Genomic DNA, 26,306 nt, shown 5'->3' with positions numbered 1-26,306 from the left:
ATAATAATACTGTGCAAAAAGTTTACAAAAGATATCTAATTGTTTTAATCAACGTTGTTTTTGTTACTATGTCTTTTGCACAAAAGCAATTGAAAACTACATATGATCAAACTGATTTTAATAAAAACAAAGTATTTAGTGAAGTCTATAGTTTCTGGGATAAGAATCGAAGAAATTGGTTCAGTGATTCTAAAGATACTACAACAGCATCGTATTTTGTTGATGCAAGAAATTATAAAGGAATCATTAATTATGGCGTGACCTTTCGAAGTAAAACTTTTAGAAATTTTCATTTTATTGAAAGTTTGTCCATGTGCTTTTTAAATGTAGAGATTAATAAATGCACTTATAATCCAAAAGACAGTATTGCATCCATTGAAGGTTTTGTGAGCGGAAATGACGATTGGGGAACGAATGTGATAATTAAAACTAAAAAAGCGAAAAATTATATTGAGATCTTTTTAGGAGAGAAAACAGATACAACAAGAATCTGTTATTTGGGACGAACGGTCAATAAGGATTCTGTAGATGTAAAACTGAACAACAAGGAAACAAATGAGTTTACGGCTCTGGATACATTTCCGGCATTTTATTTTAAAAAATACGCCTATTCTAAAACTTTAATGGCAGACAGGCAGCCCTTTAAAATAAGTGGTAAGGTTACGAGAAAGACGTTACTTGCTTTTGGGTCAAGTTATTCCGAAATATTTGATATAGGCGCAATGATTTATGATCCTGAAAAGAATAAACCAAACAAAATAACACAGAGGGAAAATTATGACTGTATCCCTCTAATTACAGCTAACAAATTAGTAGCAGATATTGAAAAAGAAGAAGCAGAAAAAAACCAAGTAACCTATTATACTTATACAAAAAAAGCTGAAAATTATATTTTAAACAGGCAGTATGGCCAAGCAAAAGAAGAGTACAATCTTTTAGCTCAAAATTATCCCGTCCTTTTCGCAAGGGATATTCATAATGCAGTTCGATGCGCCGTTTTGTCAAGAGATTTAAAAGCAGCTTTTTGGTGGAGCGAAAAACTGGCTCATAAAGGTATCGATCTGCCGTATTTCAATGCTAAGATTTTTAGCGGTCTTCGGAAAAATCCCGAATGGAAAAGCTTTAGCATTAAATATGACTCAATAGCTAAAGCAGCAAAAACAAAATGGAATCTTCAATTAAAAAAAGAATTAGATGATCTACTGCATGAAGACCAGGCGGAATATGGACTTGAAAACAGAAAGAGCCCAAAAGTTTTATACGAAACTACGGAAAGAGTAACCGATAAATTGATCAATTTATTAAAAAGAGAAGGTTTTCCGTCTGAAGAAAAAGTAGGGAGTCTTGTAATTAAAGATACAGTATTAATTTCTTTTCCTGATTTTAATATTTTAATCAGACATGCTGTTCAGCAAATGCCGGAAAACATGAAGACTTTAAAAGAATTGTTGGACGCATATATAAGTTCCAATGAATATGATAGTAAAAGAAGTTTTAACAATGCGACTGAATTATACTCTTGTTTTCGTATTTACAAAGGCAATTTATATAGTTCCAAGTCGTGTGGAAGAATTAATGATGTACAGGTTCGAAAAATTACTTTCAAATTTAACAACCCTCATGGTTTCATTATGGATTATGGAAATTTTGCGATTGAAGCACATGATTCTAAAGATCAAAAATCTGTTGATGAGGACTACAGAAAAAACTATAATTTAGTCATGAAACTTACAGATGACTGGGAGTTTTATGAAAAATATTAGTTATCGGTTTTCTAAGAAAACAACATCTATTTCACCAATAAAAGAACCTTATCATCATAAGTAGAATTACACCAATTATACTTGTCTAAAACTGCCTTAGGAACCTGAATGTTTTTTGCTTTGTAATCTTCAAATCCAAAGTTTGCGTAAAAATCATTGAGTTTTGCAAAAGGGAGGCACCAGATATTTTCGTGAGAGGCATTTTCTTCGTTGAGTAAAAACTCAATGATTTTTTGGGCTATTTTCATTCCTCTGAATTCTTCAAAAACAAACATTCCGCCCAGTTCGCAATTGTTTTCATCAATAGTTACGATTCTCCCAAGCCCGCATCGTTGACCTTCATATTCTGCAACTGCAATGATTTCTTTTTCAAAATTAGAGTGTACAAATCCAATTTGGGAATATTTAGAATTTATCCATTTCAGTTCTTCCTTGGTTGCTTTTCTGATTAAGATCTTCCGCATTATCTTTTAATATTAGGTTTTTTTCTTACAAATATAGCTTTTGTATTTGTAAAATAGTGCTGTCATAAGCTCTAATTCAAAGGCTTCTGACTTCTAAAACCTATAATATTTTTTAACTATATTTGACCTGAATATTGATTGGTTTGGCAACTTATTTGCTAAATCATCAAACCCAAATTTTAAAAATGAAAAGAAAACTTATAATTTTTTTATTTGTATTTATTGCAATAGATACGTTTGGACAAACACCAGCTACATCAAAACCTGGTCAGCCTAATTCTGATAATGTCTTAACCGTTAATGACAAGGTCGTTAATAAAGTCATCCGTCCTATTGCAAAAGTTCCGTTAGATGAAGCTTTAGTCCTGATTTATGATTATGATGGTGCTCTTTTTTCATTTGATTTAGAATCTGAACAAATTGGCTGGACTGTAAAAGCTACGGACGCCCACACTGAAATGTGTGCAAATGCAATTACCCTTTATGATGGAGTTGTATACGTTCCGTTTATTAATGGTGAAATCTTTGCTGTTGATAACCAAAGCGGGGATGTTTTCTGGAAATCAAGATTAGGAAACAGTACAGATCAAATCGTATTAAAAGATCAGATTCCGGTTATAAATAATGGAAAGCTCTATATAACGTCTCAAAATGGCAGCGTTTATGCGCTTAATCTAAAAGATGGGAGTTTAGCATGGAGTTATAAACTGGATGCTGTAAATAATGATATTCCGGTTCTCTTTTTTGACAATAAAATTTTTACCCAAAGCGGAAACAATTTCTATAGTTTTGATGCCAATACGGGAAAACTTCTTTCCCAGAAAAGTTTTGAGGAACCCATACACGGAAAAGCCGTAACAGATAGTGAAAATATATTTATTGCCAACGAAAAAAATGTACTTTTTGCGTTAAGCCCTGACAAATTGGATATTTTATGGCAGTTTAAATTAGATGAAAATCAATATAACATCAAGGAACGTATATTTTGTAAAGACAAAAAAGTATATTTTGCCGCACAGGGCCCAACAGTTTCTTCTATATACGCTGTGGATTCAAAAACAGGGACTCAGATCTGGAAAAGAGACTTTCAGGACGATAATATCGAATACATCCTTGAAGAAAGCGATAATATTTTTGGATATACCCATAAAGCAAAATTGTTTCAAATAGACTTAACGAATGGTGAAATAGCATTTGAAGCAAAATTAACAACCAAACCTATTTCAAATCTTGAATTTGCTGACGATGATTCCTTGTTTTATTATTCTGATGCCGCTTTAATTCAGTTTGAATTTAAAACAAAAGACGAAAACGAAGTCTATCTGCGAACGTCTATCAAAGACAATGTTTACAGCGCATATATCAAAAAAATCAGGCAATAAAAAAGAAGCCGTTTCTGCATGAAACGGCTTCTTTTTTGTTTTTAAAATTGAAACTTAGTTTTTACGTTTAAAATTTACGGCATTAAAACTATATGAAATCATGAGATAACTCCAAACAGCAAGCTTGTTCTCATCCTGTATTTTTGGCAGGTATTTCATTGAATCGGTTGACTGGTAAAATGAAAAGGCATAATTGATTTCCAGTTCTTTGATCGGTATGTATTTTAAAGAAATATCATTTTCAAATCCAAGAAATTTCGAAATGTCCTGACCTGAATTATTTTCAAGAGGATATTGGGTATAAAAAAGATGAAAATCAGAACGAACGGATAATTTTGTATTTAGAGGTATTGTCGTAAACAGGTATGGATTTATTAACCCTTTTCCGCTAACATCATTTGGAAAACGTGTAAATACATTCATATTTCCATTAAACTTCCAGGTAACGCCATATAAGACATCAAAATCTCCGGACTGATCGTTTGACAGGTGAGAATTGCTTCCGCTGATTATTTCTGCGCCCAGACGCCAGGTAGATTTTGGTAAAGACAATTTGATTTCGGGCTGAAAATAGTAAGCAAATAATTTCTGCGCCTTAGCATTCTGTCCAAACTGCAGATAACTATTTAGGGTATAATACCAATGTTTGGTTTTAAATTCTACTCGTCCTCCTGTGGTGGCGCGGGCGTACAATTGCCCTGAGTTTGCATTTTCCAAAAAGTCAACAGCATTTAACGAATTAAATGAAAATCCTTTATTAGTAGTATAATTAAAATTGTTTACCAGCAGATATTTATATTTATTGGATGCTACAGGAGAATAGACAGGCTCAAACTCAGTACTATAATTCCGGGTAAATAAAAACAAAAAGTCATTTGAGTAGTGTGCAGAAGATTTCATAATCCGTATTCCTTCGTGAGCTCTTCCTTGCTGTGCCCACGGAGCGTCAGAAAACAATCTGCCGTTATCCAGTAAAAGACTCTGTCGCCCCAGTCGAAAGTTTATTGATTTGAATTTAGTCTCAAAAAACAGCTGATAAAAATTAATACTTCCGACTTTGGAAGATTCATTATTTTGATCCCAGAGATGAATTTCCTGCAAATCAGATTTTACAAACCATTTTTGTCTCGCATATTGCATGGAAATTCTATTTCGCTGCGTAATATAAAAATAAGGATCGAGTGAATCGTTGGGAGAAAGGATGTAATTCGAAGTATATTCGGCTCTTGGCCTAATTTCTATATTCATTAAAAAATGCTGAGCAATACTGTCGTTTTCCTGCGAACTGACCTGAGTAATAGCTAAAAGAAAAAATAGTTGAGCTAGATTTTTTTTTACTAACGAATTTAAAAACATATTTCTTTTAGCCTATAGATTTAGTATGTAAATATAGTAATAGTTATTACAATTAGTTCTTTAATCCATAAATTCTCCTTCAAATACAGTAACGGCTTCTCCGTAAATAAAAACTTTATTATCAATCAGTTCGGTAGTCATCGTACCGGTTCTCAAAGAGGACTGAAAAGCTTTGAATTTATTTTTATTGAGCTTCTCACTCCAGTATTTGGTTAGAAATGTCTGAATGCCTCCGGTTACAGGATCTTCATTTGTTCCGGCCCACGGCCAAAAATAACGATAGTGAAAATCATAATCGGGATTATTGGATTTTGCTGTTACCAGAACACCATTGATACCGGAATAAGAATTTATCAGGGCAGAAAAATCAGGTTTTAAAGCGGCTAAAGTATCTGAATCATTGATCTCAATCAAAATAATTTTGCGGTCGGGGCTAAATCTTGTATTTATGTTTTTGTCTATCCCAAGTGCCTCAAAAACAGCTTTCGGAACTTCGATTTCGGTAGTATCATAAACCGGAAACTGCATTACAATTTCATTACCTGCTTTTTCGATTTTCAATTCAACATTTTCACAGTTTACAAAAGTGATATTTTGCAGTGGGGTAGTGTCAAAAATAATTTTTGAGGAAGCTAAAGTAGCATGCCCGCATAATGAAATTTCGGTTTTTGGTGTAAAAAAACGAATGCTATAAGTGTTGTCAATGATTTTCTTTATGAAGGCAGTCTCCGAAAAACCAATTTCCGTAGCAATACTTTGCATGGTTTGAGTATCTAAATGCTTTTCGGCAATGCAAACCGCAGCCGGATTTCCTTTAAATTTTTGATTTGTAAAAGAGTCTACAAAGTATGTTTTCATTTTATTATATTTTTAATTTAAAGATTTTTTAATCCATTTATTGCTCAAATATTTTCTCAGGGGAATATCATAAACAACCATCACAAAATAGGCAAACACAACAAGCAGTATAACGCCGGGTATGATGATTAAAACCAACTGTGTCGTATCGGGTTTATAATTTGTATAATAATTGCCAAACATCCATAAAACAGCATAATGCGTCATGTACAAAGGATAGGAAATAGTATCCGAAAAGACGCAGATTTTTTTAAATTCAGGATTTAATACAGCGCCTGCGCCCAATGAAATCAGTAAAGGAAAATAAAACAAAACAACGAGTGGTTCAGATAACCAGTTCCATTCTGAAAATGGCATTACAAAGGCTAACAACAATAATACAGAAAGGCCAAAAAATCCCAACTTGTTTTTGATAATCCAGTTAGAACGGTAAATAAGCAATCCGACCAGAAAAGAGTAGGAGATACGGGCACAGCCATCCCAGAATGTAGGACCGCTCCATCCGCCCAATAAATTACCCGAATTATATGCCACATAACAAATTGCCGCTGCAGATAGTATAGTTAAAATTAAAAGAAAGTTTCTGCGAATTCGGCACAGCACAAAGGCATAAGCGATATTGGCCATATATTCCCAAAAAAGTGACCAGGCCGGTGCATTAAAACTAAACAGATTAAAACCGCGATCGGCTATTATGGGTAACGGAATAAGAAATACAGAGCAGATAAAAGTCAAAATGATTTTGCCAGTGCTGTACAATTCCAAATGCCCGCCAAACGGATCAAATAAAAACGCCAGTAATCCTAAAACTGATCCTGCAACAACCAGCGGATGCAGTCTTATAATCCTGGAAGTAAAAAACTTACGAAGTCCCATTTTTGCAATCCGGTCATCATAGGCATATCCGATTACAAATCCGGAAAGGCAGAAAAAGAAATCTACAGCCAAAAAACCATGTCCGATAAAGTTTTTCGTGGGATCTGTAAAAATCCATTCCATAAAATGGAAAACGACAACGGCTAAAGCTGCAATACCTCTTAATCCGTCAAGAATTTCAAAATGTTGTTTGGTCTGCAGAATGGTAACAGGGGCGTTATTAGTATTCATTGAATCTGTGAGTGAATGCGGCGATTGTGCCTGATTTGTTGCTGTTGCAAGATATAGAAGTTAATAATTAAATCAAAACCGAAACTAAAAAGCATAAAAAAACTCCTTTGTCAGTAAGGAGTTTTGTTTTAATTTTTCATTAAAGGATTGAAAGTCAGTTTTAATCTTCAATCAGTTCAATATCCATGCTTTTTATTAAGCCATCTTCAAAAGTATAGACATGTTTTACCAATCCGTCAAAGATTAAATCACCGTGTAAATCTTTTACGTTTTGATGCACAGTCACTTCCAGAGATCCGTTTTCTCTTTTATTAAAACCAACCGGCTCAACTTTAGGGTTGATTTCTGTCCATTGTCTTGTCCAGTATTTTTTTATTTGGTCGTGGCCGCTTATATAGCCGCCTTCCCAGGCTTTTGACCATTGTACATCGGGCTGCATGGTAGACAATGCTTTATCAATATTTCTTTCGTTAAAAGCATTATAAGCCTTTCGTATGGTTTCTTCGAATTGATTTGCTGTATTTGCCATTTAGTGAATCATTTAAATTAACGAACTCTTTTAGCTAAGATAATAAATATCTTCATTTATCACCGTTTTGAATCTGGCTGCGGGCATTTTCAAACTTTAAAATAAAAAATACTAATTTAGTCGGATATAAAAACAAGAAGAAATATTTTTCGCAAAAAACAAAGATTATGTCAATTACAACAGAATCAGAATTAGTTGGAATGCAAAAAGCAAGTGAAGCTGTCGCTTTTGCTTTGAAAGAAATGAGAAATTTTGCAAAACCGGGCATGACTACTAAAGAATTAGACAATTTCGGCGGGAAAATCCTGAAGGAAATGGGCGCTAAATCGGCTCCGTATGAAACATACGGTTTTCCGGGCTGGACCTGCATAAGTGTCAATAACGAATTTTGTCACGGAATCCCTTCGGATCAGAGGATTCTGAATGAAGGGGATTTAATTAATATTGATGTTTCAGCTGAATTAAAAGGATTCTGGTCAGATAATGGCGGATCATTTGTAATTGGAGAAGACGTTAACCAACACCAAAAACTTATTGAAGCCTCTAAAGAAATTTTGCATAAGGCAATCTACAATATAAAAGGCGGTGTCCGTATTTCTGATATTGGACATATAATGGAAACTGAAGCCAAAAAAAGAGGTTTTAAAGTCATTAAAAACCTGACAGGGCACGGAATAGGGAGAAGCCTTCACGAAGCCCCGCACGAAATCGCGAATTACAGGGATAAATTTAACCTGACCAGATTTAAAAAGAATTCTGTGGTTGCTATTGAAACCTTTATTGCAACAACTTCTACGTATGCCGAAACTTTGCAGGACGGCTGGACAATGGTTGGAAATAAAGGCGGTTTTATGGCGCAGCACGAGCATACGATTGTAGTGACAGAAGGAAAACCTGTTATACTGACTGAAATGAATGGAATCTGGAATTAAATTGCAGAACGAGTTTAAAATGCAAAAAAAGACCAAAATATACACCCATACCCAGGATAGCAAAGCGATTGGCGGAATTGACCTTATAAAGTTCCCTCTGAGTGAGCAGCTGGAAAAGGAGTCTGAACATTCAGAAAGTCCTTTTGAAACCCACCGGGATGAGTATTATATTTTTGCTATACTAACAAAAGGATATGTAGATTTTGTCTGTGATATGGAGAATATTTCTTTGAGCAGAATGTCCCTGATGGTGCTAAAACCTTTTCAGGTGCATTCTGTAGATAAATTTGATCCAAAATCTGAAGGCTATTTTATTACTGTAAATCCGTTTCTGATTCCGAATATTTGCAATGAGGTTTTTCAGGATTTGCATGCCTCAGAACAGGTGCTGAAAATTTCAAATGAAAAGCATAAGGAAATCCTGGATACTGTATCTCTTCTATATCACACATTTGGCCAGCAATTGCCCAATAAGCAGCAAATTATCAATGGTCTTTTTATGTCTTTTGTGTACAGGGTTTCTAATCTTTTTGCCGATTCTGAAAAAAAGGCAAAAGGAAAACGCAATCAGTCACAGTTAATCACTTCGAAATTTCAAAGAATGATTACCTCGGATTCTATGTTGGAATCTGCTTCGTATTTTGCTGAAAAACTAAACATTACGACCTCTCACCTAAATGATTGCGTAAAAGAAACAACCGGAAATTCGGTAACCTACTGGATTCAGAATAAAATGATGACCGAAGCCAAACGCCAGCTTTATTATACCGATAATGATGTAAAGGAAATTTCGTTTGATTTGGGTTTTGAAGATCATACCTATTTCTCCAGATTATTCAAAAAGATTTCGGGTGAAACACCGCTTTCGTTTCGGAATAAATTCCGTGAATAGTCCAATTATCACCTTTTTCAATCTGTCTTAGAATCAGCTTCATCTTGTTCCTTTGCAGCATAAATTTTATAATTATGCCAAATGCACCAAAATGGGTATTAGATGTTGTTGAAAAAATATTTATCCCAAAATTACCTCAGATGAAAGTTGCTGAAACAGAACTTTTGTCGCCTACAGTAAAGAGGATTCGTTTTAACGGAGATTTTAAAAGCCTGATTTTCAAGCCTGGTTCTTATATGGATATTCGTGTCAGTGATACCGAGGTCCGACGCTATTCTGCCGCTTTTTCGGACACCAAAAACGGAATTATGGATTTCATCGTGCATTTGCACGGCGCACATCCGGGAAGTGAATTCATGAAACGCCTGAATGTGGGGGATAAAATCAATACGAGCATCATAAAACCGCACAAATGTTATACCGAATCGGCAAAAAAATATGTGGTTTTTGGAGACGAAACTTCGCTGGCGCTTGCGTGTTCTGTATTTTCTGCTTTTAAGGAAAATAAAGATGAATTTCAGTTTTATTTTGAATTAGACGAGGAAAACAAAAATGTCCCGGAACTGCTAAAACTGGAAAACTACACTGTATTTCCAAAAGATGGATCTTTCTGCAATGAAAAATGGGTTCAGAATTTACCCGTTATTCAAAATGAAGAGTGGAAGGAGGCAAACTTTATTCTGACCGGAAATGCAAAATCTGTTCAGACATTCCGAAAAGCAGTAAAAAGCAATACTTCAGCAAAAATAGTCGCTCACGGCTATTGGCTGGAAGGAAAAAATGGATTGTAAATGATTGATTTTAAATAAAAAGCTATGATTTATGTATTTAAAACCTCAGTAACAACACAAAAAGCGGTTAAAAAACTAACGGCCAAACTGAATACATTTATTCCCAACTCAAAATGGAATTTTGATCTGGAAGATTGTGATAAAATATTAAGAATTGACAGTAAGGAAGTTACAGCAAAACAAGTTATTGATTTTCTGAATAAATATAAATTTGAATGTCTGGAGTTGGAGTAGTTTACCAAAATACTGATCTGAAAAATTGTATTTTTGTTTTACCCTTAGCTATACTAGACTTTTTAATATTCAGTTCCATTAAAATCAAGAATTAATATGAAACCAATATCATATTCGGAGTTGTTAAAAACTAAAGAAAAATCAAAGATTACATATCAAGATTTACTATGTACAGATGAATGGAAAAATAAACGTAAACAAATTATTAGTAGAGATAATAAAAGATGTACAAAATGCAATTTATCTGAAACAAATGGTTTTGCTCATTACGATGAAAAAACAAAAATTTATTCCTATATCACTGATAATGGCAAAGAAGAAATACGTTATGTAATAAATAAAGAAGGAATTGTTGTCTGTGAAAGTATTGCAATTATTATTATAGTTAATAAACCTTATCATTTACAGGTGCATCATAAGTACTACATATATAATAATTTACCATGGGATTATGATCAAGAAGCATTAATAGCACTATGTAATTGGTGTCATGCAGAGGTCCATCAAAACGAAAAAATTCATATGTATGACAATTTTGACCAAATTTCTTTTCAGGAACTTATTCCTTGTAATCGATGTAACGGTACTGGATGGTTTTCACAATATAGCCATATTCAAGGTGGAATATGCTTTAAATGTAATGGTAGGAGATTTAAAAAAAAGTTAATAAATTACGATGAAAATTTTATTTAAAAATCAATACTATTTGAGAGTTGTAACATTTTTTTGCCATATGGCAAATCTCTAATAAAAAGTAATCCCTAACTTTCGTTCATGAAAGAATTAGTAAATTTTATTTTGCAGTATGGCAACTTAAACCAGCAGCAAATCGAGTTAATAACAGGAAAAGCGACAGAATTAGAAATTCGCAAAGACGAATATTTTTCTGAAGCCGGCAAAATTTCTACGCAGGTAGGTTTTGTTCTGGACGGTGTTATGCGAGTATGTTATTATGACAACAAAGGCGAGGAAATTACCAAATATTTTATTGATGAAAATAATCTTGTAGTAGATTTAGAAAGTTTTCAAAACAGCATCTGTTCATCAGCTTATGTTCAGGCCGTTACCGATTGTAAAATGATCGTGTTTTCTAAACCTGACTGGGAAGAACTTCTCAATACCATTGTAGGCTGGGATGCTATCGTTCATAAAATTATATCCAGAGCCCTGATGCAGAAAATAGAGCGAAGAAGCCCGCTGGTTTCAGAAGACGCGACAACGCGTTATTTGTCTTTTATGGAAAAATATCCTAAAATTCTCAATCGTATTCCACTTTCGTACCTGGCATCTTACCTCGGAATCACACAATCTTCTCTGAGCCGGATCAGAAAAAATATCCGTTAAATCGCTTTTTGCCAAATGGCAAATGTTTTCATTTTTTATCGGCGCAACTTTGTATCAGAAAATTTTTAAATGATAAAAAAATGAAAACAGCATTAATAACAGGAGCAAATAGAAGCATTGGTTTAGAAACAGCAAAACAACTTTCAAAAAAAGGAATATTTGTTTATTTAGGAACCCGTGACCTTCAAAAAGGAGAAGAAGTCGTAAAAGATTTATCCCAAAACGGATTTAGCAATATCAAAGCGATTCAGATTGATGTTACCAGCGAAGAAAGTGTTTTGGCAGCCAGAAACCTTGTAGAAAAGGAGCAGGGCAAATTGGATATTCTGATTAATAATGCCGGAGTTTTGGGAGATGTTCCGCAGGATTCTTCCACCACATCTGTTGAAAATATTCAAAAAACCTTCGATACCAACTTTTTTGGTGTTATAAGAGTTACTCAGGCATTTCTTGATTTACTAAAAAAATCGGACAGCCCGAGAATCAGCAATATTACGTCCGGTCTTGGCTCGCTGGCGTTGCACAGTGATCCGACGTGGAAATATTATGCTATAAAAGCAGTTTCTTATGTTTCGTCAAAAACAGCTTTAAACGCTTTTACAGTGACATTAGCTTATGAACTAAAAGATTTGCCTTTTACCGTAAATGCTATCGATCCTGGCTATACTGCAACCGATTTTAATCATTTTAGCGGACCGGGAAGTGTAGAAAGTGCAGCCAGTTTTATCGTTAAACACACTTATGTTGACCAAAACGGACCAACAGGAAAATTCTTCAGTAATGATATTGAAGACGAAAGCGAACAAAGCCCTTGGTAATTAAAGCTTTTATACAAACAAAAACCTCCAAAGTCTTGTGATTCCGGAGGTTTTTGTTTTCTAATTCTGCATACTCCAGCGCTTTGGTTTCATCCCGATATGCTCTTCAAAAATGCGGGTAAAATGACTCAGATTGCTAAAACCCAACCGGAAACCAACTTCTGAAACAGATAATTTATTTTCGCTCAGCAGTCTGGCGGCTTCCTGCATCCGGAAAGACTGGTAATAATGAAAAATGCTCGTTCCGAATATTTGCTTGAAAATGCGTTTGAGTTTTGATTTACTAAAATTCGCCTGTGCCGCCAGCGTATCGAGATTTGGAGGAACATCGAGCTGAAGCAAAATGATATCCCTTATTTTATAAACAGTCTGCACATCTTTGAAATTCAATGTTGATACAGCGGTGTTTTCTCTTTTTAGTAATTCTGCGATTAACAAACACACCAGTTCTTCGGCTTTTATTTTATGATAGAAATTGCTCAGGTTCTGAGGCAAATGGCTGGACAGCATTTCTTTGGCAACTTTAAGAATACTGGCCGGAATGAGTTCTTCAAACAAAAAAGACTGATGTTTACTGGTAATCGTGTCCAGAATATGATTCTCGGCATCAGTTTTTAATAATTCCTTTAAATAGGACATTTCCATTCCGATGATAATGGATTTAAATAAAGTTTTGCTCGGAAAAAACAGCTGCGAATCTATATTTCCGGAAAAAATCTGAACCGACTGCAGCAAATTTGCATTAGGATTATAATTTTCAGAATCGGACAAAAAAAGATTATGAAACATAATGATTACTTTTTCGGTCTCATTTGGCTCAGAAGTTCTTTTTACCGACAAATCTTCTTTTAGCTCATAATCCTGAATCATCATTCTCATATTTGAGCTTAATTTAAAACGCTGCAAATATCCTTTTCCAAACGAAGGCGGGATCGTGATTTTTCCATTTTCATCAATAGAAGTATTCAGTTTATCGGCAAAACTTTTGAATAAACTAACTCCGTCATCAAGCAATATTTCCATAATTTGAGCTTATAGGACTAAAATAAGGTTAAATATAGCTATTTTATTTCTATATAGCCTTTTAATTTTGTCTTTTAAAAATCATAAAAAAATGGATTTACTAAAAAACAAAACAATAGCAATTATAGGCGGTGGTCCCGGCGGGCTCACACTGGCACGGCTTTTACAGCGCAAAGGAGCAAACGTAAAAGTATATGAACGGGATTATGACAGCACAGTCAGGGTTCAGGGAACCAGACTGGATCTGAACTTTGATTCCGGTCTAAAAGCGTTGCAGGAAGCCAATCTCATGGATGCTTTTAAGGCCAGTTACAGAGCTGATAACGAAAGAACACGTCTTGTCGATCAGGATGCAAAAGTTTACCTGGATTACAAAGAAGAGTCAACGGGAGACTTTGGAGACCAATGGTTCAGGCCTGAAATTGAACGAGGAACGTTGAGAACTATTTTATTAGATTCGTTACGGTCTGGTACTGTGGTCTGGAACAGCCATATTATTTCAGCAGAACGGATCGACGATCGTTTTCAGTTACTTTTTGAAAACGGTACCACAGTCAACGCTGATATCGTAATTGGTGCCGACGGGGCAAACTCTAAAATTCGCCGGTTTGTAACCTCAATTAAACCTTTTTATTCAGGTGTTAGCATTTTGCAGGGCAGTATTGCTAATCCGGAAGAAAATGCACCAAAAATAAATGATCTATTCACAGACGGAAAAATTATGGCCCTTGGCGATTCAAAAAGTATAACAGTGGTAAGCGCCAAAGGAAGCAGCACGCTAGATTTTGGCTTGAGCTGGAAAACAAATACAGATGAAACGGATAGTAAAATTGATTTTAATAACCGAAAAGACGTCCTGAAATGGTTCAAAAAAGAATATTCGAACTGGAATCCTGTCTGGCAGCAATTATTTGAAGCTGAAAACATCACATTTACCTTGCGTCCACAATATTGCATGCCTTTGGACCAAAAATGGGAAACACAGCCGAATATAACATTAATCGGTGATGCAGCGCATTTAATGCCTCCGTTTGCGGGAGAAGGCGTAAACATGGCAATGCTCGATGCTCTGGAATTGAGCGAAAGTTTAACAAGCGAAAAATTTAGAGATCTGAAATCGGCTATTGCAAATTACGAAAACCAAATGCTGACAAGATTTTCAGTAATCGGAAAAATGACTTTGAATAATACCGAATGGATGCATGCTGAAGAAGGATTAGACAAAATGCTCTCCATCAAAAGAAAGACAATAAATCTGGAATAAAAAAACCTCCAAAATCAAATGACTTTGGAGGTTTTTCAACTTTTAGTTTCCGAACAATTTTTCTGTTTTGCTCAAAAAATGCTCAACGGCATCTTCAATATCTATATTCATTCTTTCAGAAAGCACCGTCAGCCACCAGATAGATTCTCCGATTTTGTGTTTTAGCTCTTCGTCGGTATTGGCTTTTGGCCATCTTCCTTGCTGTGACATTGTTAATCTCCCCACCAGGCCGGCATCGGTCAGAAAAGCCAAAGCGTCTTCTTCTACAGTCCATTCGCTGCCGTGATGCGTTAATTCTAATTCGCGATATTGTTTTCTTATTGCTAAAGAACGCTGTTTCAGTTCTTCTAAGTTTATTTTTTTCATGTATTTAGTTTTTATGAAATAACTGCTGAAATTCTATCGGCGTTGTATTTGTTTTTTTCCGGAACAGTTTATTGAACGACTGCGGATGCTCAAAGCCCAGTTTATAGGCTATTTCAGAGATAGAATATGTGCCTTTTATAATATATTCCTGCGCTTTTTCTATTAATTTATTATGGATAAACTGCTGCGTATTCTGTCCGCTAAGGTTTCGGAGCAAATCGCTTAGATATCGTGGAGATAGGTTCAGTTCTTCGGCAACAAAAGCAACGGTTGGAACACCATTCAGCAATGCTTTTTCATCATTAAAATAATCATTTAATAACGTTTCAAGCTGAGCCAGAACATCATTATTAACCGCTTTTCGGGTGATAAACTGACGATTGTAAAAACGGTTGCTGTAATTAAGCAAAAGTTCGATTTGCGAAATAATCACATCCTGACTGAAATTGTCAATTCTTTCAGTAAGCTCATTTTGAATACTTGCAAAAACACCCAAAACAGTTTCTTTTTCTTTCTCTGATAAATATAAACCTTCAGAAGCCGTATAACTGAAAAAACCGTATTGTTTAATCGTCGAATTTAAAGAATACGGACGAATAAAATCAGGATGAATGTGCAATGACATTCCGCTGTAATCGGCTTCTTCTTCCTGCATTTTCAGGAGCTGTCCCGGTGCGACGAAAGACATTCCACCTTCTTCAAAATCATAAAAACCGTGACCGTACTTAATTTTTCCGTTGAAACTGGTTTTAAAGGATATTTTGTAGAAATCCAGAATTATTCCGTGCTCAAAATCTTTCGGGTCAAAGACTGCTTCACCGTAATTTATAATGCTGATAAGCGGATGCAAAGGCTTTGGCTGTCCCATTGCTTTGTGCAGTTCAAAAAGCGAAGTAATTATTTTAGGCTGATTTTTCATTATTTTCCGGATTTAATCCTGAATTGGTTTTACAAATTTACGAAATGTTCTGTTGGCATAATTTTACAGTTAATCCTGCCTGATTTTCATTTTCTTGAATTAAAAAGAAAACATTGATTTCATATTCTGAACCTGAGCTTCAGCCCCTGATTTAATTCTTTCATCATATAAGGCATTGGCATCATTTCCGGCAACATAACGCAGCTGATTTTTGTTATCTGTGGCCGCTTCGTAAACAATTTGGGCAACATCTTCGACTTTGGTGTAACTGGCTAACTGTTCCGCACTGTATCCTTTGCTAACTTCTGCCGTTAATTTTTCATAGGCCTCATGCTGGCCAACTTCCATAGAACGTACCGCAAAATCGGTCTGCATACCGCCCGGAGCAATAATTTTTACCTGAACCCCAAACTGAACTAATTCTGAAGCGATACTTTCCGAAAAACCGTCTACGGCAAATTTTGTGGCGCTGTAAACAGAACAGGTCGGGAATCCCATTAATCCAAAAGTGGATGTTATGTTTAGAAAAAGCCCTTTTTTATTTTCACGAAAGTGAGGCGTAAATGCTTTTGAAACTCGTATAACGCCCATTAAATTGGTCTCAATCTGGCGTAAAATTTGTTGGTCTGTCAGAGATTCCAGAGCACCTATAAGACCATAACCGGCATTGTTAAGGACAACATCAACGGAATATTTTCCAGTCACGTTTTTTATGGTTTCCAAAATCTGATCCGGATTTGTTACATCCAATGGCAGTAAAACTACATTATCTAACTGGTTTAGTTCCGTTTCTTTTTCCGGATTTCGCATTGTGGCGATTACCTGCCAGCAGTTACTATGGAATATTTTTGCAGTTGCTTTTCCTAAGCCTGTTGAGGCGCCTGTAATAAAGATTGTTTTTTGCATTTTTTTATTGTTTTAAAATTATAATGCAAAGTTGTGGCTAATGAAGAACTGGGAAGTAGTCATTATGGTTATTGTATTAGCCAAAATGACGAAAGCGGCCGTTTTTCTTCTGTTAATGCAGATTTGTAATTTTTTACAGAATATAGTTGCACGTTTATTTTAGCAAAAAGATTATATTAGTAAAAGCATTATTTTGAAGATTGAAATGCGATACATCTAAAATTATAAAATATGAGAATGAAGTTAAGTTTGTTGTTTTGTCTGATTTTGTTAAGCTGCTCATCAGAAAAGCGCCCTGTGGATTTTGAAAAAATTATATTTCATACATCCCCCTGTTTTGGAAATTGTCCGCTTTTGAATTTACAGGTGAATAAGGATAAGAGTATGTTATTTTATAAAAAGAAAAGTGGCTTTAGCCCAAAAATGGATAGTCAGAAACAAGACGCTCAGGAAAATGAATATTATAAAGGTACTGTCAGCGACAAGCTTTACAATGAATTACTGACTGAAATTGCCAAAACTGACACCGTAAGTTATAAGGGTCAAAATTGCTGCGATGCTCCATTAAAAACAATTATTGCTTATTATAACGGAAAGCGAAAATATACCCAAACGATGTTTCCGCCCGAAGAATCCAAAAAACTTATTTCAGTTTTATATGAGATTTGCGAATCAAAAAACCTGACAAAAACGACAAAATTTGAAATTGAAGAAGGTGAACCTGAAAAGTTTGAGTGAAAATAAAAAGAAAGGCCTCTAAAATATTTAGAGGCCTTTTTAATTAAATTCTGAGTAATCCCCTGAATCCTCTCGCAGCATAATAGGAATCTGCACCATTATGATACAGGAAAACAGTATTATAACGGAAATCGCAGAAAACAGCACCGCCGAGTTTTCTTATTTCAGAAGGAGTTTTGATCCAGCTTGAGGTTTTGGTATCAAATTTTCCCAATTGCTGTAATTCCCGATATTGTTCTTCGTTAAGGATTTCAATTCCCATTTCTTCGGCTATATTTATTGCGCTGTTTTGGGGTTTGTTTTCTTTTCTTTTTTCCAAAGCTTCATGATCGTAGCAAAAACTTCTGCGTCCTTTTGGACTTTCCGCAGCACAATCAACAAAAAGGTATTCATTGGTCTTTGTATCAAAACCAATTACGTCCGGCTCGCCTTCAGTACTTTCCATTTCCTCCAGAGACCAGAGTTTTTCGGGATTTGCTTCTAGTTTGTTTTGAATTTTATTCCAGTCAAGACCCTTATGACGCTGCATATTTTTCTCAAAACGAATTTGTAATATTTTTAATAATTCATCCTGTTGGTCTGATGATAATTTTTTATTAGCCATATTTTTATGTTTTTAAATTGCAATTAATTTTAAACTAAGAAATCACTTTTCTTTCTGCCGGTCTGAAATACCAGGAAATAAGGGTGAGAACCAATAGCAAAGCGGGGCCAAAAAGCTCAATTCCGTATTCTCTGCACGCTAAGTGAGAAATAATGGCTCCGGACATTGCAAAGAAAAATCCGGCATAAGCCCATTCTTTTACTAAACCAAATTTAGGAATAAGTATGGCAATAACGCCTAATAATTTCCACATGCCCAGCAATGGCAAAAAATAAAGCGGATAACCCAAATGGCTCATCATGTCAACTTCTTCTTTGATCTGTAGGATCTGAACAATTCCGGTAGATGTCATACCAAGTGCCAGCCAGAGTGTGGCAATCCAATAGATAATTTTATTTCGTTTTGTCATTATTTTTTATTTTAAGTTTTTCACGGTTTCTTCCAGTCTGTTGTGAGCCATATTGATACCCTGTGCAAAAGGCAGTTTTAGCATCTGATTTCTCAATTCGACAGTCTTATAAACGATATGCATGGTAAGCCTGCTCGAATCGTCTGTGATTTTTTCAAATTCCAAAAACTCAAGCTGGGCAGGGAAGGGGGTATTTTCCATTTCAAAAGTTCTGGTGATTCTCTCGTTTGGAGTAAATTCATGAATGACACCATTTGCACTAAATACCACATTTCCGTTAGCATCAGTGGTTTCAAATTGCCAGCCGCCGTACTTTTTATTTTCGAGTTTCAGCACTTTTGTACTCATCCATTGTGCAACAATTTCCGGATCTTCATACGCTTTAAAAAGTAAATCCAGAGGCAGATCGAACTCCCTTGTTATCAGGATATCGTGTTTATTCTCTTCGGCGTTGAGTTTTGTCTTTCTTTCCATGATGTTTATTTTTTATAATTTTTCATGATTGCTTCTAATTTATTGAAACGCTCGTCCCACATTTTTCTGAATGGTTCAATGAAATTATCTATTTCTTTCATTTTCTGAGGATTTAACTGATAGTAAATTTCTCTTCCGTTTTGGGTCTGGTGCAGGAGTTCGCATTCATTTAATATCTGAATGTGTTTTGAAATCGTTTGTCTTGACGAATCAAAATTTTCTGCTATCGTGCCGGGAGTCATTGCCTGTAAAGCCACTAAGCTTAGAATTGCCCTGCGGGTCGGGTCGGCAATTGCCTGAAAAACATCTCTTCTAATTTCCATTGTGCAGTTATTTGACTGCAAATATAACGAAGTCATTTGACTGCGCAATAAATTTTAGTATTATATTTTAAAGCAGATGAAAAAAAATATTTTTTATTTATAAAATAAAGTACTGTAATTAAACAATTTAACTTGTATTAAGTGAAGTGATTTTCTAATAATAAAATCTTGATTTAAAACATTAAAACTGCTTAGGCTTTAGCTTTTGAGCCGCCAGTACAGCCGTTTCATTTATCCGGTTTTGTCTTGTTTCCGGACGTTTGGCAAAAGTGACCCAATGAAGGATGATCTTTTTGACCGATTTGCTCAGACTCATAAAATAGTCTTTTGAGCCCGGATTTGCTTCAAAAGCGGCCTCCAGGTCTTCCGGAATAAAAAGTTCTTCTACCTGATCCAAAATAGTCCACGAACCATTTTGTTTCGCAATTTCAACGCTTTTCAGGCCTGCTTCGCTCATCAGGTTTTCACTGATTAATCGTTCAATCTTATCTTTATTTATTTTGGACCAGTTACTGCCTGGCTTACGCTTGGTAAAGTATTGTATAAATTTTTCTGAATCAAGCGATTTTCGGGTACTGTCAATCCAGCCAAAACATAGTGCTTCATCTACAGCTTCGCTCCAGGTAATCGTAGGTATGTTTGCCTGTTTTTTATAACAAATTAGCCAAATAGATTGTTTTTTCTGATGGTTGATTTTTAACCATTTTCTCCAGTCCTGCTTGCTTTTCGGGTAAAAAGTTTCTATATCCTGCATATTTTTTACAATTCTAAATTTTGTATAACTAGCACATAATCAATATAAAATATAAATTATTTTTAATTTTATTTTACAAATGTAAACAGTGTGTGTGACAACTGTATGTCAACAGTCAATTTTTAGAGGTATTTTATTATTTGAAAAATTTATAACTAAATTACCTCTATAAGTTAACTATTCAATATAGGTTCTTATAATATACGCTACTTTCAGGCATAAAAAAACTCCTTAAAAATTAAGAAGTTTTTATTCTTTTGGTGGTATTGTATTTTTTGGGAACCTATATTTTTTTGAGTGTCAACTTCATTTCTTTACTGTCCAATATCAGTTCATCACTTGTAATAGTACTTTCGCAAGGATAGGGTGTACCGGTTTCGTCTTTTATTACCAGCATTTTTCCTCCTTTTGTCAAAGCATATGTTCCATCTGTTATTTCTCTTTGTAAATATCCGGTAACATGGCCGTCTTTTGTGAAGGTTAGATTTCCTTCTTTAAGAATTACAGCTTTGGCTGAATCAGAAAGAGGAATTTTAGCTTCAACGGCAGTAATTTTCCAGGAGTTTACCAATTTATTTCGACCGGAACAAGAAATTATTACTACTGCTAACAGTGTAATCCCAAAAATAAATAATTTAGATTTTTTCATGATTTTAGATTAAAAGTTAAACAAGACTAATTTACAAAAAAAAGAAATCGAAATTACTTGTAATCAACTATTTAATCAAATATAAATGTAAGATAAGTTTTAGGTTATGAAATTTAAAATATTTTGATCGTTTTAGATAAAAACAAAAAAATATCAAATATTAGTTCAGAGTCAATGCTCCCAGAATCTCCTCATACATGAATGGACCGCCCGGGTATTTTGCCGTGTAATCCAGATTTAACCATACCTGACCGCGTTCGTCAATATGATAATGCAGTTTCTGTTTGTAGCTTTCCTTTAAAAAAAGTACATTTTTGACCAGATAATTCACTTTCTCCAAATCAATTAAGGAACCAATTAGCATTTCAGGATAGATATGGCCTTTGGTATGAATTAGCCTTGGCGTTCCTCCAATAGATCGTATGGCAGCGGCCATTAATATAGAGTGATCATCACAGTCTCCCGAAAAATATTCCAGGGATTCACTTGCCGTTGCAATATAATCTCCTTCTTTTGGATCATTCACGTAATTCCAACGGCTGTTTATTTCCTTAAAAACGGCAAAACACTGAATTGTTGTTCTGTAATCTGAATATCCTTTTATTCCTTTAAAATGCTTGGTTGTAGCCATAATGGCAAAATTTCGCACTTTTGGATTCTGATATTCTATGGCACTTATGATCTTTGATTTATTCGGAAACGGAAGCAGCTTTGCCACGATAATATCCTGCGGATACGGATTATCAGACATGGTATAAATCATTGAATTATAGTCTTCTGATATTTCCGTAAAGCCATAGTTCCCAATGAGGGAACCGTAAACCAAAATCAATAAATAAATTGCTACACACACCAAAATGATGGTACGCAAATACATTAAAATAAAAAAAATACCTGTAAAAACACCAATAAAAATCAAAACCCGGTCCAGATTAAAAGGCCATTTTAAGTCAATCAGGTTCTGGTGCAGAATGATAAAAATCGGAATTGTGATTAAAAGACTCAACAGCATAATAATAATCCTGTCCCAGGGCGATTTGACCTGTAATTTGGATTTTAATTGCGGAAAGTCGATTTTAGGGAATTTTATCATATGAATAAAAAGCAGTTTTTATAGTGCTTTTACCGTTTCTACAAAAGTACTTTTTTTATCAATAATTCCGAGATCAAATAATTGATTTTGAATTTTAATAAAAGCTTTTTCACTTAAATGTTTTTGAGACCATTGCGTCAGTTTTAACCATTCCTGGATATCTTCCAGTTTTTGATTAAATAATTCTGCCAAAGTCCTGTCAATATTAGGGATCTGGGTAAAGTCGTGCGTAGTTTTGTTTATAATTTCAAGAATCTTTTCGACAGTTTTCGGATTCTTTTTCAGGAATTCGTCACGAACTGTAATAACAAATGATGGCCATGGAGTAGGGCAGTCGCCAACACGTCTGAAAATTCCCTTGTCTACAAGTGGTTTGGTCATAAAATGTTCCCACATAAAATAATCTGCAGTTCCGTTTGTCAAAGCTTCAACTGCGCCATCAATCGTGTTGATAGTTTCAAATTCAAGATCATCTGTTTCCCAGCCTTGTTCATTCGCATTTACATAAGCCATTAGCTGTGAACCGGAGCCAATTCTGGAAATAGCAACCTTTTTATTATGAAGATCTTTTATCGTCTGGTAATCTGAGCCGGCAGCTACATGAATTCCCCAGATAAGAGGAGATTGTACATAGATCTGAACAATTTTACTTGGATTTCCGGCAACAATGTCTTTAACGATTCCTTCGGTTAGAATTACAGCAATGTCCGCTTCTCCTTCGCGAAGCATCTGGCACATTTTCCCTGTACCTTCCGGAATATCCTTCCATTGCAAATCAATATTTTCCGCTTCAAATTCACCATTTTCAATGCATAATTGCCATGGCAAATTGAAGTGTTCGGGAACACCCACAATTTTTACGGTTTTCATTATAGTTTAAGTTTAAGTTAAGTTTGGTATGCGGTATTCTAAGTTTTGGTTTTTAATTTTGATTTTAATTTTTTAATAAATCAGTTCTGTGTTTTTCAGAAAGGCAGGGCTCTGCATATTCAATAATTTCCTGCGATTCATATTCAGTCAGTAAACTTCTGACCAAAGAATAATCTACCTCTTTGCCAATTTCGGCAGCAAAAAAAGTATCATTCAGCTCTTCCGTTATACAGTTTATTAATTTTAGTTTTTCGTGAATAATCCCTTTGTCAAAACCTTTCTCTAAAATAGCTATCTGCACAATCGAATTTCCCGAATTTTGTATGGTTTTCTTATGCATCAGTTTCTTTTCTATTTCATCATATTCGGCATAAAAAATATCATCTGTAGCAATCAAAGGTCCAAAAAATGGAATGTTATCCAGTTTATAAAGTCCTTTTTCTAAATCAATAATTTCTGCCCACATCGTTTCAGAAACCACTTCATCAAGATAATCGCTATAGTATTTGAACAGTATTTTGGTATGTGTGTCTTTCATTATTCAATTTCGCTTATTTCTGCTTTTAATGGTGATATAACTATTCGGTAACCATCAGGATCCAGGAACATTTTTCCGTTCTCATTCCAAAAAGGGTTATGTGCAGTTATACTGGATATATTGTTCTTTAAAAAGTTATTAATTAACCGGTTATATTCTTCGATGGTTTTGGGATAAAGCACCATAACATCATCCTGATCAAAACTGTGTTTCGCTTTTTCTTCCGATTTTGTAAACTCTAGATGCCAGTCCATTCCGGGTTTTCCGATAAAAATACCATCATAATTATTATGGTTCTGAAAACTGCCCAAACGTTCAAAACCCAGAAGATTAACATAAAAATCTTCAATTTTATCCAGATCGTCTGTATGTCGTGCCACTCGTAAAAACATAATCTAAGATTTTATCTGATTTTAACTATCCTTTCCGTATCGAATTTTCTAATTTTCAAATTGACTAATTATCTAATTATCTAATTATTTACCGCCAGTTTATTCAGTGTATAAGCAATCAGTTCATCAACCGCTTTATACGGATCTTTGCTAAAAGTTCCTGAAGCACGATTGGCAATAATAGCATTTAAAGATAAGGCATTATGTCCTAAAAGCGCCGAAAGACCATAGATAGCAGCGGTTTCCATCTCTAAATTTGTGATTCGGTTATCATTAAAAGTAAAATTATCCATTTTATTATTAAGCTCCGCATCCTGGATATTCAAACGCAAAACACGGCCCTGTGGTCCGTAAAAACCACCGGCAGTAGCCGTAATTCCCTTAAATATTTTATCAGATTCTATTATGCTTTCTAATTTTTCTGAACAAGCAATTGCATAAGGTTTTCCTTTTTTGATATCCCAGCTGGTGTGTGTCACAAATGCATCTTCAATCGCAGCATTTGAAACTTCGTCAATCAAATAGGAGCGAAGCATATTGTCTAATCCCAGTCCGAATTTGGACATTACAAAACTGTCTACAGGAATATCTGCATGCAAAGATCCAGAAGTACCAATTCTGATAATATTCAAGGAGGTCAGGTTTTCTTTTGGCTGACGCGTTTTTAAATCGATATTTACTAAAGCATCCAACTCATTTAATACAATATCAATATTGTCAGGTCCAATTCCGGTTGACATTACCGTAATTCGTTTTCCTTTATAGATCCCGGTTTGGGTTTTGAATTCTCTTTTTTGGGTAGAAAACTCAATTGAATCAAAAAACTGAGTGATTTTTTCTACTCTGTTCTGGTCTCCAACAAAAATAATATCGTTGGCTATATGTTCAGGACGCAGGTTTAGGTGATAAACGCTTCCGTCCGGGTTAAGTATTAATTCTGATGCTTGAATCATTTTTCTTTTAGGTGCTAAGGTTCTGAGGTGCAAAGGGACAAAGGTTTCAGATCTAAAATCTAAAATTATTTACCCTCCAACTCGTTTTGTTTTAAAGCCTTTTTCTTTTAGAATCGCCATAATTTTATCACGGTAATCTCCCTGAATTATTATCGAATCATCTTTAAAAGTTCCGCCAACGCTTAGTTTGGTTTTGATTTCTTTGGCAAGGATCTTAAAATCTTCGTCAGATCCTTCATAACCTTCAATTATAGTGGTTGCTTTTCCTTTTCTTTTTTCGAATTTGCAAATCATTGGTTCTTTCTGAATGTAAAGTACATGATCCTGCTCCTGAATTTCTTCAGGTTCATTTGATTCAACGTGATCCGGAAATAAATTTTTTAATTGATCTTGTAAGTCCATAAATTTTACTCTAAAATAATTCTAAAATTTTGTATTTAAAAATTAAATTCCAAATTCCAATCAAAGTTTGGAATTTGGAATTTTTTGTTTTTGGAATTTTTTTACGTTATTTTTTTATTAAACCTAAATCTACCAAACGTTCGTATAAATAGTCTCCCGCTGTGATGTCTTCAAATTTCTTAGGATTTTCAGCATCAATACAGTTTTCTAAACAATCCAGACGCATATCGCTTACCGGGTGCATGAAAAACGGAATAGAATAACGGGAAGTTCCCCATAATTCTCTCGGTGGATTAACTACCTGATGTATAGTTGACTTTAGTTTGTTATTCGTATGTCTTGATAACATATCTCCAACATTGATTACCAATTCATCATCTTCAGCAATGGCATCAATCCATTCGCCATTATGATTCTGAACCTGTAATCCTTTTCCCTGAGCCCCCATTAAAAGTGTTATAAGGTTAATATCTCCATGAGCGGCAGCGCGAATTGCGTTTTCCGGCTCAGAAGTAATAGGTGGGTAGTGAATTGGTCTTAAAATAGAGTTTCCTTCTTTGGCATACTGGTCAAAATAAAATTCATCCAGACCTAAATGCAAAGCCAGCGCTCTTAATACATAAACACCTGTTTTTTCAAGCATTTGGTAAGCTTCTTTACCTACAATATTAAAACGAGGTAATTCTTTAACTTCTACGTTATCAGGATATTCTGATGCGTATTTGGAATCTTTGTCAACGTATTGACCAAAATGCCAAAACTCTTTTAAATCTCCCTCTTTGCGTCCTTTAGCATGTTCTTTTCCAAAAGAAACATAACCTCTTTGTCCACCAATTCCGGGAATTTCATAATTATGCTTAGTTTCTATTGGCAAGGCAAAAAATTTTCTTATTTCGCCATAAAGTTCGTCTACTAACTGATCATCTAAGAAATGACCTTTTAAGGCTACGAAGCCAATGTTTTCAAATGCACTGCCGATTTCATTTACAAATTTTTGTTTACGTTTCGGGTCGTCCGAAAGGAAATCACGTAAGTCTACACTAGGAATGTTTTGCATACTTTACATTTTTTATTAAAAGATAAAAGGCACGGAAGCCTTTCAATAACAAAGGTAGAGAATATTTTATATTTGAATTTTAAATTTTAATATAAAATTGAT

Annotated in this window: 33 protein-coding genes; 11 read left to right on the top strand and 22 right to left on the bottom strand. The window is 34.8% G+C overall.

Annotated elements, in window-relative coordinates; translation table 11 throughout:
• Window positions 1-1,763: hypothetical protein (locus DCO46_RS16340; protein WP_317048060.1), on the top strand; the 1,763-nt coding region annotated here is incomplete at its 5' end.
• A 26-nt stretch (window positions 1,764-1,789) separates the two neighbouring features.
• Here DCO46_RS16340 and DCO46_RS16335 read toward each other — a convergent pair.
• Entirely contained in the window at window positions 1,790-2,227 is a 438-nt protein-coding gene (locus DCO46_RS16335; RefSeq protein ID WP_116753575.1) for a GNAT family N-acetyltransferase, read from the bottom strand.
• A gap of 185 nt (window positions 2,228-2,412) precedes the next feature.
• On the opposite strand from DCO46_RS16335, the gene DCO46_RS16330 reads away from it, so the two are divergent.
• The gene (locus DCO46_RS16330; RefSeq protein ID WP_116753574.1) at window positions 2,413-3,609 is read left to right on the top strand and encodes a PQQ-binding-like beta-propeller repeat protein; all 1,197 of its coding nucleotides are present in this window, start codon (window positions 2,413-2,415) and stop codon (window positions 3,607-3,609) included.
• A 54-nt stretch (window positions 3,610-3,663) separates the two neighbouring features.
• Here DCO46_RS16330 and DCO46_RS16325 read toward each other — a convergent pair whose 3' ends face one another.
• From DCO46_RS16325 to DCO46_RS16310, 4 genes are all read right to left on the bottom strand, one after another.
• Entirely contained in the window at window positions 3,664-4,857 is a 1,194-nt protein-coding gene (locus DCO46_RS16325; protein WP_124019577.1) for a hypothetical protein, read from the bottom strand.
• A 168-nt stretch (window positions 4,858-5,025) separates the two neighbouring features.
• On the bottom strand, window positions 5,026-5,823 hold the full coding sequence (locus tag DCO46_RS16320) for a PhzF family phenazine biosynthesis protein (RefSeq protein ID WP_116753572.1): 798 nt from the start codon (window positions 5,821-5,823) through the stop codon (window positions 5,026-5,028).
• Window positions 5,824-5,835: 12 nt separating this feature from the next.
• Window positions 5,836-6,930: an acyltransferase family protein gene (locus tag DCO46_RS16315; protein ID WP_116753571.1), complete on the bottom strand. Its 1,095-nt coding sequence runs from the start codon at window positions 6,928-6,930 to the stop codon at window positions 5,836-5,838.
• Between the two features lie 160 nt (window positions 6,931-7,090).
• On the bottom strand, window positions 7,091-7,459 hold the full coding sequence (locus DCO46_RS16310; protein ID WP_116753570.1) for a nuclear transport factor 2 family protein: 369 nt from the start codon (window positions 7,457-7,459) through the stop codon (window positions 7,091-7,093).
• 167 nt (window positions 7,460-7,626) lie between these two features.
• Here DCO46_RS16310 and map point away from each other — a divergent pair, with 167 nt between their 5' ends.
• The 7 genes from map to DCO46_RS16275 all read left to right on the top strand — a co-directional run bounded on the left by map (window position 7,627) and on the right by DCO46_RS16275 (window position 12,470).
• On the top strand, window positions 7,627-8,391 hold the full coding sequence (map, locus tag DCO46_RS16305; protein WP_116753569.1) for a type I methionyl aminopeptidase: 765 nt from the start codon (window positions 7,627-7,629) through the stop codon (window positions 8,389-8,391).
• 19 nt (window positions 8,392-8,410) lie between these two features.
• On the top strand, window positions 8,411-9,283 hold the full coding sequence (locus DCO46_RS16300; RefSeq protein WP_165828972.1) for a helix-turn-helix domain-containing protein: 873 nt from the start codon (window positions 8,411-8,413) through the stop codon (window positions 9,281-9,283).
• Window positions 9,284-9,357: 74 nt separating this feature from the next.
• Complete coding sequence (locus DCO46_RS16295) at window positions 9,358-10,074, top strand: FAD-binding oxidoreductase (protein ID WP_116753567.1); 717 nt, start codon at window positions 9,358-9,360, stop codon at window positions 10,072-10,074.
• A 24-nt stretch (window positions 10,075-10,098) separates the two neighbouring features.
• A complete protein-coding gene (locus DCO46_RS16290) occupies window positions 10,099-10,308 on the top strand; it encodes a hypothetical protein (protein ID WP_116753566.1) in 210 nt (69 codons plus the stop codon).
• Window positions 10,309-10,404: 96 nt separating this feature from the next.
• Window positions 10,405-11,001: a hypothetical protein gene (locus DCO46_RS16285; RefSeq protein ID WP_116753565.1), complete on the top strand. Its 597-nt coding sequence runs from the start codon at window positions 10,405-10,407 to the stop codon at window positions 10,999-11,001.
• Window positions 11,002-11,082: 81 nt separating this feature from the next.
• Window positions 11,083-11,652: a Crp/Fnr family transcriptional regulator gene (locus DCO46_RS16280; RefSeq protein ID WP_116753564.1), complete on the top strand. Its 570-nt coding sequence runs from the start codon at window positions 11,083-11,085 to the stop codon at window positions 11,650-11,652.
• Between the two features lie 80 nt (window positions 11,653-11,732).
• Window positions 11,733-12,470, top strand: coding sequence for an SDR family oxidoreductase (locus DCO46_RS16275; RefSeq protein ID WP_116753563.1), 738 nt, complete (start codon window positions 11,733-11,735; stop codon window positions 12,468-12,470).
• 60 nt (window positions 12,471-12,530) lie between these two features.
• On the opposite strand, the gene DCO46_RS16270 is transcribed toward DCO46_RS16275, so the two are convergent.
• Window positions 12,531-13,493 carry a helix-turn-helix domain-containing protein gene (locus DCO46_RS16270; protein ID WP_116753562.1) on the bottom strand — a complete coding sequence of 321 codons (963 nt, stop codon included), beginning with the start codon at window positions 13,491-13,493 and terminating at the stop codon, window positions 12,531-12,533.
• A gap of 91 nt (window positions 13,494-13,584) precedes the next feature.
• Here DCO46_RS16270 and DCO46_RS16265 point away from each other — a divergent pair, with 91 nt between their 5' ends.
• Complete coding sequence (locus DCO46_RS16265; RefSeq protein WP_116753561.1) at window positions 13,585-14,757, top strand: FAD-dependent oxidoreductase; 1,173 nt, start codon at window positions 13,585-13,587, stop codon at window positions 14,755-14,757.
• A gap of 42 nt (window positions 14,758-14,799) precedes the next feature.
• Here DCO46_RS16265 and DCO46_RS16260 read toward each other — a convergent pair whose 3' ends face one another.
• From DCO46_RS16260 to DCO46_RS16250, 3 genes are all read right to left on the bottom strand, one after another.
• Complete coding sequence (locus tag DCO46_RS16260; protein WP_116753560.1) at window positions 14,800-15,123, bottom strand: MazG-like protein; 324 nt, start codon at window positions 15,121-15,123, stop codon at window positions 14,800-14,802.
• Window positions 15,124-15,127: 4 nt separating this feature from the next.
• Window positions 15,128-16,042, bottom strand: a complete 915-nt coding sequence (locus DCO46_RS16255) for a helix-turn-helix domain-containing protein (protein ID WP_116753559.1) — start codon at window positions 16,040-16,042, stop codon at window positions 15,128-15,130.
• A gap of 99 nt (window positions 16,043-16,141) precedes the next feature.
• Window positions 16,142-16,948, bottom strand: a complete 807-nt coding sequence (locus DCO46_RS16250; protein WP_116753558.1) for an SDR family oxidoreductase — start codon at window positions 16,946-16,948, stop codon at window positions 16,142-16,144.
• A 231-nt stretch (window positions 16,949-17,179) separates the two neighbouring features.
• On the opposite strand from DCO46_RS16250, the gene DCO46_RS23245 reads away from it, so the two are divergent.
• Entirely contained in the window at window positions 17,180-17,686 is a 507-nt protein-coding gene (locus tag DCO46_RS23245) for a DUF6438 domain-containing protein (protein ID WP_317048059.1), read from the top strand.
• Between the two features lie 43 nt (window positions 17,687-17,729).
• On the opposite strand, the gene DCO46_RS16240 is transcribed toward DCO46_RS23245, so the two are convergent.
• From DCO46_RS16240 to DCO46_RS16180, 13 genes are all read right to left on the bottom strand, one after another.
• Window positions 17,730-18,290 (bottom strand): DUF4256 domain-containing protein, encoded by a 561-nt coding sequence (locus DCO46_RS16240; RefSeq protein ID WP_116753556.1) that lies wholly within the window; start codon window positions 18,288-18,290, stop codon window positions 17,730-17,732.
• 34 nt (window positions 18,291-18,324) lie between these two features.
• Window positions 18,325-18,699 carry a DoxX family protein gene (locus DCO46_RS16235; RefSeq protein ID WP_116753555.1) on the bottom strand — a complete coding sequence of 125 codons (375 nt, stop codon included), beginning with the start codon at window positions 18,697-18,699 and terminating at the stop codon, window positions 18,325-18,327.
• A 6-nt stretch (window positions 18,700-18,705) separates the two neighbouring features.
• A complete protein-coding gene (locus tag DCO46_RS16230; RefSeq protein ID WP_116753554.1) occupies window positions 18,706-19,173 on the bottom strand; it encodes an SRPBCC domain-containing protein in 468 nt (155 codons plus the stop codon).
• A gap of 5 nt (window positions 19,174-19,178) precedes the next feature.
• On the bottom strand, window positions 19,179-19,496 hold the full coding sequence (locus DCO46_RS16225; protein WP_116753553.1) for an ArsR/SmtB family transcription factor: 318 nt from the start codon (window positions 19,494-19,496) through the stop codon (window positions 19,179-19,181).
• Window positions 19,497-19,677: 181 nt separating this feature from the next.
• Window positions 19,678-20,250, bottom strand: coding sequence for a YdeI/OmpD-associated family protein (locus DCO46_RS16220; protein WP_116753552.1), 573 nt, complete (start codon window positions 20,248-20,250; stop codon window positions 19,678-19,680).
• A gap of 283 nt (window positions 20,251-20,533) precedes the next feature.
• Window positions 20,534-20,899 carry a hypothetical protein gene (locus DCO46_RS16215; RefSeq protein ID WP_116753551.1) on the bottom strand — a complete coding sequence of 122 codons (366 nt, stop codon included), beginning with the start codon at window positions 20,897-20,899 and terminating at the stop codon, window positions 20,534-20,536.
• Between the two features lie 160 nt (window positions 20,900-21,059).
• A complete protein-coding gene (locus DCO46_RS16210) occupies window positions 21,060-21,992 on the bottom strand; it encodes a transglutaminase (protein WP_116753550.1) in 933 nt (310 codons plus the stop codon).
• Between the two features lie 18 nt (window positions 21,993-22,010).
• Complete coding sequence (locus DCO46_RS16205; protein WP_116753549.1) at window positions 22,011-22,862, bottom strand: substrate-binding domain-containing protein; 852 nt, start codon at window positions 22,860-22,862, stop codon at window positions 22,011-22,013.
• Window positions 22,863-22,926: 64 nt separating this feature from the next.
• Window positions 22,927-23,400, bottom strand: a complete 474-nt coding sequence (locus DCO46_RS16200; protein WP_116753548.1) for a DUF4265 domain-containing protein — start codon at window positions 23,398-23,400, stop codon at window positions 22,927-22,929.
• Window positions 23,400-23,792: a VOC family protein gene (locus DCO46_RS16195; protein ID WP_116753547.1), complete on the bottom strand. Its 393-nt coding sequence runs from the start codon at window positions 23,790-23,792 to the stop codon at window positions 23,400-23,402. The genes DCO46_RS16200 and DCO46_RS16195 overlap by 1 nt, the downstream gene beginning before the upstream one ends.
• An 80-nt stretch (window positions 23,793-23,872) precedes the next feature.
• Complete coding sequence (locus DCO46_RS16190; protein ID WP_116753546.1) at window positions 23,873-24,745, bottom strand: nucleoside phosphorylase; 873 nt, start codon at window positions 24,743-24,745, stop codon at window positions 23,873-23,875.
• A gap of 69 nt (window positions 24,746-24,814) precedes the next feature.
• Window positions 24,815-25,147: a translation initiation factor gene (locus tag DCO46_RS16185; protein ID WP_116753545.1), complete on the bottom strand. Its 333-nt coding sequence runs from the start codon at window positions 25,145-25,147 to the stop codon at window positions 24,815-24,817.
• 106 nt (window positions 25,148-25,253) lie between these two features.
• Entirely contained in the window at window positions 25,254-26,204 is a 951-nt protein-coding gene (locus DCO46_RS16180) for an isopenicillin N synthase family dioxygenase (protein ID WP_116753544.1), read from the bottom strand.
• Between the last annotated feature and the right edge of the window lie 102 nt (window positions 26,205-26,306).

It is taken from the genome of Flavobacterium sp. HTF (assembly GCF_003105115.1).
Lineage (GTDB): Bacteria > Bacteroidota > Bacteroidia > Flavobacteriales > Flavobacteriaceae > Flavobacterium.
This window is presented reverse-complemented; position numbering and strand designations above follow the sequence as displayed.

Bases quoted from the DNA above. Each gene is read 5' to 3' on its own strand.
- DCO46_RS16205 (WP_116753549.1), bottom strand. From the start codon at position 22,862: ATGAAAACCGTAAAAATTGTGGGTGTTCCCGAACACTTCAATTTGCCA.
- DCO46_RS16200 (WP_116753548.1), bottom strand. From the start codon at position 23,400: ATGAAAGACACACATACCAAAATACTGTTCAAATACTATAGCGATTAT.
- DCO46_RS16225 (WP_116753553.1), bottom strand. From the start codon at position 19,496: ATGGAAATTAGAAGAGATGTTTTTCAGGCAATTGCCGACCCGACCCGC.
- DCO46_RS16220 (WP_116753552.1), bottom strand. From the start codon at position 20,250: ATGCAGGATATAGAAACTTTTTACCCGAAAAGCAAGCAGGACTGGAGA.
- DCO46_RS16230 (WP_116753554.1), bottom strand. From the start codon at position 19,173: ATGGAAAGAAAGACAAAACTCAACGCCGAAGAGAATAAACACGATATC.
- DCO46_RS16275 (WP_116753563.1), top strand. From the start codon at position 11,733: ATGAAAACAGCATTAATAACAGGAGCAAATAGAAGCATTGGTTTAGAA.
- DCO46_RS16295 (WP_116753567.1), top strand. From the start codon at position 9,358: ATGCCAAATGCACCAAAATGGGTATTAGATGTTGTTGAAAAAATATTT.
- DCO46_RS16300 (WP_165828972.1), top strand. From the start codon at position 8,411: ATGCAAAAAAAGACCAAAATATACACCCATACCCAGGATAGCAAAGCG.
- DCO46_RS16320 (WP_116753572.1), bottom strand. From the start codon at position 5,823: ATGAAAACATACTTTGTAGACTCTTTTACAAATCAAAAATTTAAAGGA.
- map (WP_116753569.1), top strand. From the start codon at position 7,627: ATGTCAATTACAACAGAATCAGAATTAGTTGGAATGCAAAAAGCAAGT.
- DCO46_RS16185 (WP_116753545.1), bottom strand. From the start codon at position 25,147: ATGGACTTACAAGATCAATTAAAAAATTTATTTCCGGATCACGTTGAA.
- DCO46_RS16290 (WP_116753566.1), top strand. From the start codon at position 10,099: ATGATTTATGTATTTAAAACCTCAGTAACAACACAAAAAGCGGTTAAA.
- DCO46_RS16285 (WP_116753565.1), top strand. From the start codon at position 10,405: ATGAAACCAATATCATATTCGGAGTTGTTAAAAACTAAAGAAAAATCA.
- DCO46_RS16260 (WP_116753560.1), bottom strand. From the start codon at position 15,123: ATGAAAAAAATAAACTTAGAAGAACTGAAACAGCGTTCTTTAGCAATA.
- DCO46_RS16250 (WP_116753558.1), bottom strand. From the start codon at position 16,948: ATGCAAAAAACAATCTTTATTACAGGCGCCTCAACAGGCTTAGGAAAA.
- DCO46_RS23245 (WP_317048059.1), top strand. From the start codon at position 17,180: ATGAGAATGAAGTTAAGTTTGTTGTTTTGTCTGATTTTGTTAAGCTGC.
- DCO46_RS16180 (WP_116753544.1), bottom strand. From the start codon at position 26,204: ATGCAAAACATTCCTAGTGTAGACTTACGTGATTTCCTTTCGGACGAC.
- DCO46_RS16190 (WP_116753546.1), bottom strand. From the start codon at position 24,745: ATGATTCAAGCATCAGAATTAATACTTAACCCGGACGGAAGCGTTTAT.
- DCO46_RS16210 (WP_116753550.1), bottom strand. From the start codon at position 21,992: ATGATAAAATTCCCTAAAATCGACTTTCCGCAATTAAAATCCAAATTA.
- DCO46_RS16325 (WP_124019577.1), bottom strand. From the start codon at position 4,857: ATGAATATAGAAATTAGGCCAAGAGCCGAATATACTTCGAATTACATC.
- DCO46_RS16235 (WP_116753555.1), bottom strand. From the start codon at position 18,699: ATGACAAAACGAAATAAAATTATCTATTGGATTGCCACACTCTGGCTG.
- DCO46_RS16280 (WP_116753564.1), top strand. From the start codon at position 11,083: ATGAAAGAATTAGTAAATTTTATTTTGCAGTATGGCAACTTAAACCAG.
- DCO46_RS16195 (WP_116753547.1), bottom strand. From the start codon at position 23,792: ATGTTTTTACGAGTGGCACGACATACAGACGATCTGGATAAAATTGAA.
- DCO46_RS16330 (WP_116753574.1), top strand. From the start codon at position 2,413: ATGAAAAGAAAACTTATAATTTTTTTATTTGTATTTATTGCAATAGAT.
- DCO46_RS16315 (WP_116753571.1), bottom strand. From the start codon at position 6,930: ATGAATACTAATAACGCCCCTGTTACCATTCTGCAGACCAAACAACAT.
- DCO46_RS16310 (WP_116753570.1), bottom strand. From the start codon at position 7,459: ATGGCAAATACAGCAAATCAATTCGAAGAAACCATACGAAAGGCTTAT.
- DCO46_RS16255 (WP_116753559.1), bottom strand. From the start codon at position 16,042: ATGAAAAATCAGCCTAAAATAATTACTTCGCTTTTTGAACTGCACAAA.
- DCO46_RS16265 (WP_116753561.1), top strand. From the start codon at position 13,585: ATGGATTTACTAAAAAACAAAACAATAGCAATTATAGGCGGTGGTCCC.
- DCO46_RS16240 (WP_116753556.1), bottom strand. From the start codon at position 18,290: ATGGCTAATAAAAAATTATCATCAGACCAACAGGATGAATTATTAAAA.
- DCO46_RS16215 (WP_116753551.1), bottom strand. From the start codon at position 20,899: ATGAAAAAATCTAAATTATTTATTTTTGGGATTACACTGTTAGCAGTA.
- DCO46_RS16335 (WP_116753575.1), bottom strand. From the start codon at position 2,227: ATGCGGAAGATCTTAATCAGAAAAGCAACCAAGGAAGAACTGAAATGG.
- DCO46_RS16270 (WP_116753562.1), bottom strand. From the start codon at position 13,493: ATGGAAATATTGCTTGATGACGGAGTTAGTTTATTCAAAAGTTTTGCC.